Origin of the sequence: Pseudoalteromonas sp. MelDa3, assembly GCF_002863625.1 — a bacterium.
GTDB classification, from domain to species: Bacteria; Pseudomonadota; Gammaproteobacteria; order Enterobacterales; family Alteromonadaceae; genus Pseudoalteromonas; species Pseudoalteromonas arctica.
In genome coordinates this window covers 1-6,822 of the sequence record NZ_PJBR01000263.1, presented here as the reverse complement: position 1 = coordinate 6,822, position 6,822 = coordinate 1, and the positions used below count along the sequence as shown (strand labels likewise).

General features: G+C 39.3%; 6 protein-coding genes. 3 read left to right on the top strand and 3 right to left on the bottom strand.

Going from position 1 to position 6,822, the window contains the following annotated elements:
* From CXF89_RS21080 to CXF89_RS21070, 3 genes are all read right to left on the bottom strand, one after another.
* On the bottom strand, nucleotides 1–916 hold a 916-nt coding region (locus tag CXF89_RS21080; protein ID WP_145990868.1), incomplete at its 3' end, for a hypothetical protein.
* Between the two features lie 785 nt (nucleotides 917–1,701).
* Nucleotides 1,702–1,881 (bottom strand): DUF6435 family protein, encoded by a 180-nt coding sequence (locus CXF89_RS21075; protein WP_002959772.1) that lies wholly within the window; start codon nucleotides 1,879–1,881, stop codon nucleotides 1,702–1,704.
* 159 nt (nucleotides 1,882–2,040) lie between these two features.
* On the bottom strand, nucleotides 2,041–3,216 hold the full coding sequence (locus CXF89_RS21070; protein ID WP_121955678.1) for a PQQ-dependent sugar dehydrogenase: 1,176 nt from the start codon (nucleotides 3,214–3,216) through the stop codon (nucleotides 2,041–2,043).
* 266 nt (nucleotides 3,217–3,482) lie between these two features.
* Here CXF89_RS21070 and CXF89_RS21065 point away from each other — a divergent pair, with 266 nt between their 5' ends.
* The 3 genes from CXF89_RS21065 to CXF89_RS21055 all read left to right on the top strand — a co-directional run bounded on the left by CXF89_RS21065 (nucleotide 3,483) and on the right by CXF89_RS21055 (nucleotide 6,777).
* Nucleotides 3,483–4,526, top strand: a complete 1,044-nt coding sequence (locus tag CXF89_RS21065) for a flavin reductase family protein (protein ID WP_121955677.1) — start codon at nucleotides 3,483–3,485, stop codon at nucleotides 4,524–4,526.
* Nucleotides 4,523–5,575 (top strand): fatty acid desaturase family protein, encoded by a 1,053-nt coding sequence (locus CXF89_RS21060; RefSeq protein WP_121955676.1) that lies wholly within the window; start codon nucleotides 4,523–4,525, stop codon nucleotides 5,573–5,575. Before CXF89_RS21065 ends, CXF89_RS21060 begins: the two co-directional genes overlap by 4 nt.
* Before the next feature lie 200 nt (nucleotides 5,576–5,775).
* On the top strand, nucleotides 5,776–6,777 hold the full coding sequence (locus CXF89_RS21055) for a branched-chain amino acid aminotransferase (RefSeq protein WP_257983256.1): 1,002 nt from the start codon (nucleotides 5,776–5,778) through the stop codon (nucleotides 6,775–6,777).
* The last annotated feature ends 45 nt before the right edge of the window (nucleotides 6,778–6,822 follow it).

Below are 6,822 nucleotides of genomic sequence, written 5' to 3'. Positions count from 1 at the left end.
AAACTCCAAAATGAGCTGAAATAACTTTTGCAGTAAAAATTCGCAAAAATTCCAGTGGATACAGATCATGTGAAGCTAGAGGAAAAAATGGTTGTACTGGGAAAATAGCTTTGTCATAAAATACTCGTCTTCCGTGAGCTACAGAGTTTCTTGCTTCGATTAAACTTTTCGTCCAATAAGACGTTTTTTCATCGAAAAGGTTATACTTTTTCAGCGAATAGGATATTTTTGCAAACACTGAAATATCTTTTTCCAAGACTGAGGACATTAATTTTGCTTTGGCAGATGTTTCACTATCTAACGCGACACCTGACAATGAAAGGATTTCTTCGTTATATTTTCGACAAAAATCTTCCATTAGTGCTTTCGATTCATTTATTAATTTTTTGGATGAAAGATCTCCAAGAAGTTCTAATACATGAAAGTAAGATAATGTCGCTTCGTCATTATATAGAAGACTTTCTTCTGTTTCTTTTTCTAAGAACCTAGCTTTTCGCCAACGATCTAAAAGAGAAAACATAAGTTCTTTATCGTGTTGTCTTAAACTGCCGAGCTTATTTAAAAGCTCTTGCAAATTAAATGAGTAATCAACTCCACCCTTAAATAAAGTATTATTTATTGACAATTCCCAGTCGTCAGCTACTACCATTTTTCTAGTAGATGAACCAAACACATCAAATGGTTCATCAACAATAAAGGAAATGATTCCTAAAATGCTTAAATAACGAGATCGAGTAAAAATGGGGGCATCAGCTAAAGTCTCATATGCCTTGCTGTCGTATACAATAGTAACCTTTAGTAGAGAGGTGTTATCATCCGATCCAACAGTTGTTTCAACCGTACATTTATCCATTGAAAACGATAGTTGAATATCACTTTCTAAATTAATGTCATACTCTACAACACATTTACTCACTCAGAACTCCATATTACATACTACATACTACACATAACACTTTAGTATTTATGCAACACGCAGTGTGTGTTGCATAATCGCTTGTTGGACTGAGGCACTACCTGCTCGGTGTGTTCGCGTTGGTATTGTTTATGCTATGGACTTTACTTATAAAGAAAGGCTTTTTATGGTCTAACCGATATCTAGTCAATTTCATTGACGTGTATATCGTATCTAAGCTATCCCTGCGTTACTCAGCGTTTATTATGTTCCTATTAAACCTAATATTTAACTGTTAAGCAATGATATTTTCATCACGCACAGTCGCTACTAGCCTGAGCAATTAAGCAAGTTAACTCATTGATTCTATTCAGCAGGCTCGCCCGCTAACTCGTTCGCTCTGTTGTAAGAATTGCTGTTTCCGACGCTGATATACCAATAAATCGTAAGATGTCAACCTTGTAAATCATTTAACAGCCACTAAAAAACGGTGGTGATAATGCAAGTAGCCGCTTTAAGTACACTTGTTTGTGTATGCATATTATAAAAGGTGGTTTAGGAATGGTGGAAGTTGTATAAGGAGGTCATGAATTATTTACTAAACGCGTCTTCCTGCTTTTAAAACAGGGCAGACACGATGTACTTATACCAATCGACTTAAATATTTAGCCTTTCTAGCGTGCTAAATAAAGCGTTAACGGCGTTATAAATTTCACATGTAGAACAACTACATGTCGAAATTTATGCCTTGTTATCACTCTATTTATCCGTCGCTATAAATGTCTAATAACTTAACACGATTGGTATTACTTGGCTTTTTTAGCCTCTAGAGTTTCTATTTCACTCCAGATTTTTTCGGCTTCCGCACTTAACATGGCAAAGCTTTTAATGTCGCCTTTTCTTTGTGCCTGCATGCCTTGTTCTAGTTTTACGTCGTATTCTTTACGCAGTTTTTTTATTGGGTCAGGCTTTAAAAATGAAAACATTAGTATTCTCTTAATTTATTAAATTATATGTAGTTAGTGTACGCATTAATGGGCTTAATAGTTCTTTGTTTGGTGAAAATGTTCACTTTGCGCTTTTAAAGCGCAAAGTAAACACGGTGTAGTTATTAACGTACTGTGTGCTAGTTCTGGTTCTAGTGCTTACGTTTCTGGCTCTAGGCGTTTAATACCTTGGCCATCAATACCTAAATAAATAAAACCATCACTGCCTTGAGCTAAACTGCGTACTCTGCCAATTCCATCGAGTATTTTATATTGCTTAACAACCTTACCTTTTGATAGTTCCAGAGCGCTAATGAATGCAAATTTCATTGATGCTAGTAATAGCTTACCTTTAAGCTTTGGGTATTTATCACTCGTTACATACAACATATCGGAAGGGGCAATTGAAGGGGTCCAATGTAATACGGGCGATTGCATGCCGTCTTTTTCTTCAAGGTCTGTAAACTTGGTACCGCTGTAGTTAACGCCATAGCTTACTAAAGGCCACCCGTAGTTAGCGCCTTTTTTTATAATATTAAGCTCATCGCCGCCGCGCGGTCCGTGCTCGTGAGACCATAAAATATTATTTTGATTATCAAACCACATGCCTTGTGGATTACGATGCCCATAAGACCATACAGCATGTTTTGCATCTTTTTGTTTAACAAACGGATTGTCGCTTGGGATACTACCATCTTCGTGTAAGCGATAAATTTTACCGCCATCGCGAGTGAGATCTTGCGGGTTTATGTCGCGCGAGCCGCGATCGCCAATTGAAAAATAAACATAACCTTCATCATCAAACACAATACGGCTGCCGTAGTGCTGGCCTTTGGTAGTATTATGCTCGCCTTTGTATAGCAATTGCTGATCAGACAACTGCGTATGATCGCTACTTAGCTTGGCGCGCATTAAAGCGGTGTTACTTCCGCTTCCTTTGCCCTCACTACTTGAGTAACTAAAGTATAGCCATTGGTTTTGCTTACTATCGGTGTGTAGTGATAAATCAAGTAATCCACCTTGGCCATTAGCGTCAATGTTGGGCAGCCCAGAGACCTTAGTTAATTTAGTGGTATTTTTAGGTAATAAAAATAACGCTCCACTGCGCTCAGATATTAGTAAATCACCATTAGCTAAAGGCTCAATAGCCCAAGGTATAACTACACCTTCTGCCGCTGTTACTGCGTTAACGCTAAGCGATAAAGTATCGAGCTGCTTATAGTTTTTTACGTAATCGCTTTTTGCATGCGCGGGTGCGTTAGTAGCAAATATAGCAACGGCTAAGCCTGCACTTATTAGTTTAGGGTGAGTGTTATGTGACCTTAAATTTATCATTATGGCTTCCAAAATTAATCCAATCTTACATAACCTTATCATGGCGTAAATAAATTTGTTAAGTGTTGAGTTGAATGAAAAATGCACACTTATATGTTTTAAAATTACCTCATCACAGGAAATTGTTTTAGAAAATTGCGCTAATAAAAATTGAATAATTACTCTATTGGGGTTGAAAACTTAAAATTTGAGCGTACACTTGTGCGCTGAAGTTTGGGCGTACACGTGTAAGTTCAAAGTAATTAAGATTTGATAGAGATTTAACCATGATGACTCAAGTATTAAACCAATTTTCAAAATGGTTTTTACACCATCAAAGTTTTGCAGGCTACATAGAGCCCGTAATGCAGGTGTTTAAACCTGCGTGGCGTGCAGGGCAGTTTAGAGCGCAAGTAGTTAGTACCGCTGTGCTTGATGGCGGTTTTTTAAGTGTGCAACTTAAGCCAAGCAAACAATGGCGGGCGCATACGTCAGGGCAACATATAAGTTTAACGGTTGAAATTAATGGGCGATTATTAACACGCGTTTTTACCGTGGCCTCAAGCGCTCAGCAATTTAAAAATACTGGGTTAGTGCGTTTACTAATTAAAACAAATGCGCAAGGGCGCTTTACTGGCTTACTCAGCAGTGCATTAAGAGCGGGTTTGTGGTGCAATATTTCTGCGCCAAGCGGCGACTTTGTATTTAAAAAAACACACACGCCAGCCACTTTTATTGCCGGTGGGTCGGGTATAACACCTATGCTGGCTATGCTTGATGATTACTTAAGCCAAACTACGCAAAAAGTCTCGTTAGTGTATTACGCAAAAGCCACTGAGCATCAATGTGTTGATGAGCTAAGTGAGTTGGCGGCGCAGTTTGAGCATTTTTCGTTTTTATTATTAACGCGTGAGCAATCAAGCGATATAACCAGCAATATTAAGCCGTGGGAAAACCCAGACATATACTGCTGTGGCCCTGCAGCATTTATGCAAACGGTGAGCGATTTTGCTAAAACACATAAGCTAAATTACTACCAAGAAGCCTTTGGTTTGGCGCTGCCTAGCTTAAACGACGACAGCCAATTTAATGTAAAAATTAACGCCAGTGCCCATGTTGTATCGGGCACCGATGTTTTACTACCCCAGTTTGAAGCAAAACAATTACCGGTTAAACGCGGTTGCGGTATTGGTATTTGCCATCAATGCCAATGTATTAAAAAGTCAGGCGTGGTACGTAATTTAAAAACAGGTGAATTGAGTGACAACGGCGAGCAATTAATACAACTTTGCGTAAGCCAACCTGTTAGTGATTTGGAGTTACAATTATGAAAAACATTAACTATGACATGCTCGCAAGCGAGCTAGATGCCATTAAAATGGATACCCTTAGCAAAGTTGGCCAACAAGATGCTGACTATATTCGCTCTGTTGTGCGCAAACAGCGAGTGTGTGAATGGAGCGGGCGAATTTTGCTAATGCTTGGTTTTATTCAGCCATTATTGTGGGTTGCAGGTGTATTGCTATTAGCACTTGCTAAAATTTTAGACAATATGGAAATTGGCCACAATTTAATGCATGGTCAATACGATTGGATGAACGACAAGCAACTTAACTCACAGCATTATGAGTGGGACATAGCGTGCGATGGGCAAAGTTGGCACCGCGTTCATAACTTTGAGCACCATACGTATACTAATATTATTGGTAAAGACCGTGATTTTGGCTATGGCTTGTTGCGTTTAAGCGATGATTTTAAGTGGCGTTTTAAAAATGTATGGCAGTTTTTTACGTATATTAATTTAAGTGTGTTATTTCAGTGGGGCGTGTCGTATCACGAGTTGGCTGCAGAGCGTGTTTTTATTGGTAAAAAGAAAGAAAACCGCGAAGGGCTTGTATCGCACTCAACACTAAAGCAACGCTTTTTTAGTAAAGCCGCTCGCCAGTTAATTAAAGATTATGTGATATTTCCGTTACTTGCAGGGCCTTTATTTTTATGGGTATTGGCGGGGAATTTAGTGGCAAACTTAATACGTAATTTATGGACGTCGACCATAATATTTTGTGGTCACTTTACTGAAGAAACAGAGACCTTTAAACAAGAAGACTGCGTAAACGAAACTCAAGGGCAGTGGTATTACCGCCAAGTACTGGGCTCGTCTAATATTAAAGGGCCGCATTGGTTTCATGTTTTAACAGGGCATTTGAGCTGCCAAATAGAGCATCATTTATTTCCTGATATGCCGTCTTCGCGCTATCAAGAAGTAGCGCCTCAAGTACAAGCTGTTTTGAATAAACACGGCATTGATTACCATACCGGTAGTTTTTTTAGGCAGTATACGTCGGTGTTAAAACGTATTATTAAATATTCGTTTAAATAAACATGTTTTAATTAACGAATGAAAAAATCGGTCTGTGTAACTACACTGACCGATTTTTTTGTTTATTGCACTCAATACGGTTAATTAGTAAACAGCACTTGCAAAAAATTCTCATAGTTAATTAAAAAAGCCTTACTTTAGCTATGGTTAAATAGCGTGTGATTGTCATACAATGGAGGGAAATAGACCACACAAGAGAGATTAAAATGGCCGCATTTGGTACCGTGTTTATGCCGCAGATGATTCAAGCTCGTTTTTCTGATAATAAATGGAGCGAGAGCTCAATTGTCCCTTCCGATAAACTTGAACTTCATGCTGGTGCGCACGTTCTTCATTATTCAAGTACATGTTTTGAAGGCTTAAAAGCCTTTCGCCATGAAGATGGTTCTGTTTATCTTTTTAGAATGGATGCAAACATTGCACGCATGCAACAAAGCTCAGCGCTATTAAGCTTACCGAGTTTTGACAGTGATATGCTAAAAACGATGATTATCGATATTATGCGTGAATACGCAGATGAAACGCCATTACCACCAGGCTCTATGTATATTCGCCCAACGCACATTGGTACTGAGGCGGCAATTGGTAAAGCAGCTGCGCCATCAATGAGCTCGCTTTTATACACGTTACTATCGCCAGTAGGTGATTACTTTGCCGGTGGCGCAACTGCACTGCGCGTACTGCTTGAAGAAGATGGTATGCGCTGCGCTCCGCACATGGGTATGGTAAAAAGTGGTGGTAACTACGCCAGTGCTCTAGCACCTATTAGTGCTGCACGAACTAAGTATCAAGCAGATCAAATTTTATTTTGCCCAGGTGGCGACGTACAAGAAACCGGTGCTGCTAACTTTATACTTATTGATGGCAACGAAATTATCACTAAAGCGCTTGATAGCACGTTTTTACACGGTGTAACGCGTAATAGTATTTTAACCATAGCAAAAGATTTAGGTATGACGGTAAGCGAGCGTAACTTTAGCGTTACTGAGCTACTAGAGCGTGCTGCTAAACCAGGTACTGAAGCGGCGCTTTCGGGCACTGCAGCTGTACTAACTGCTGTGGGTACGTTTATTCATAACGATAAAGAATACAAAGTAGGTACTGGCGAGCCAGGCCCAACGACTGCGCGCCTTCGCCAAGCATTGAACGATATTCAATGGGGTAAAAGTGAAGACAAGCACGGCTGGTTAACTAAAATCTAATTATAGATCTAATCGCAACTCGCATTAAAAAGCCACCTAATCGGT

Coding starts and splice junctions, on each gene's coding strand:
- CXF89_RS21075 (WP_002959772.1), bottom strand. CDS start 1,881: ATGTTTTCATTTTTAAAGCCTGACCCAATAAAAAAACTGCGTAAAGAA.
- CXF89_RS21070 (WP_121955678.1), bottom strand. CDS start 3,216: ATGATAAATTTAAGGTCACATAACACTCACCCTAAACTAATAAGTGCA.
- CXF89_RS21065 (WP_121955677.1), top strand. CDS start 3,483: ATGATGACTCAAGTATTAAACCAATTTTCAAAATGGTTTTTACACCAT.
- CXF89_RS21060 (WP_121955676.1), top strand. CDS start 4,523: ATGAAAAACATTAACTATGACATGCTCGCAAGCGAGCTAGATGCCATT.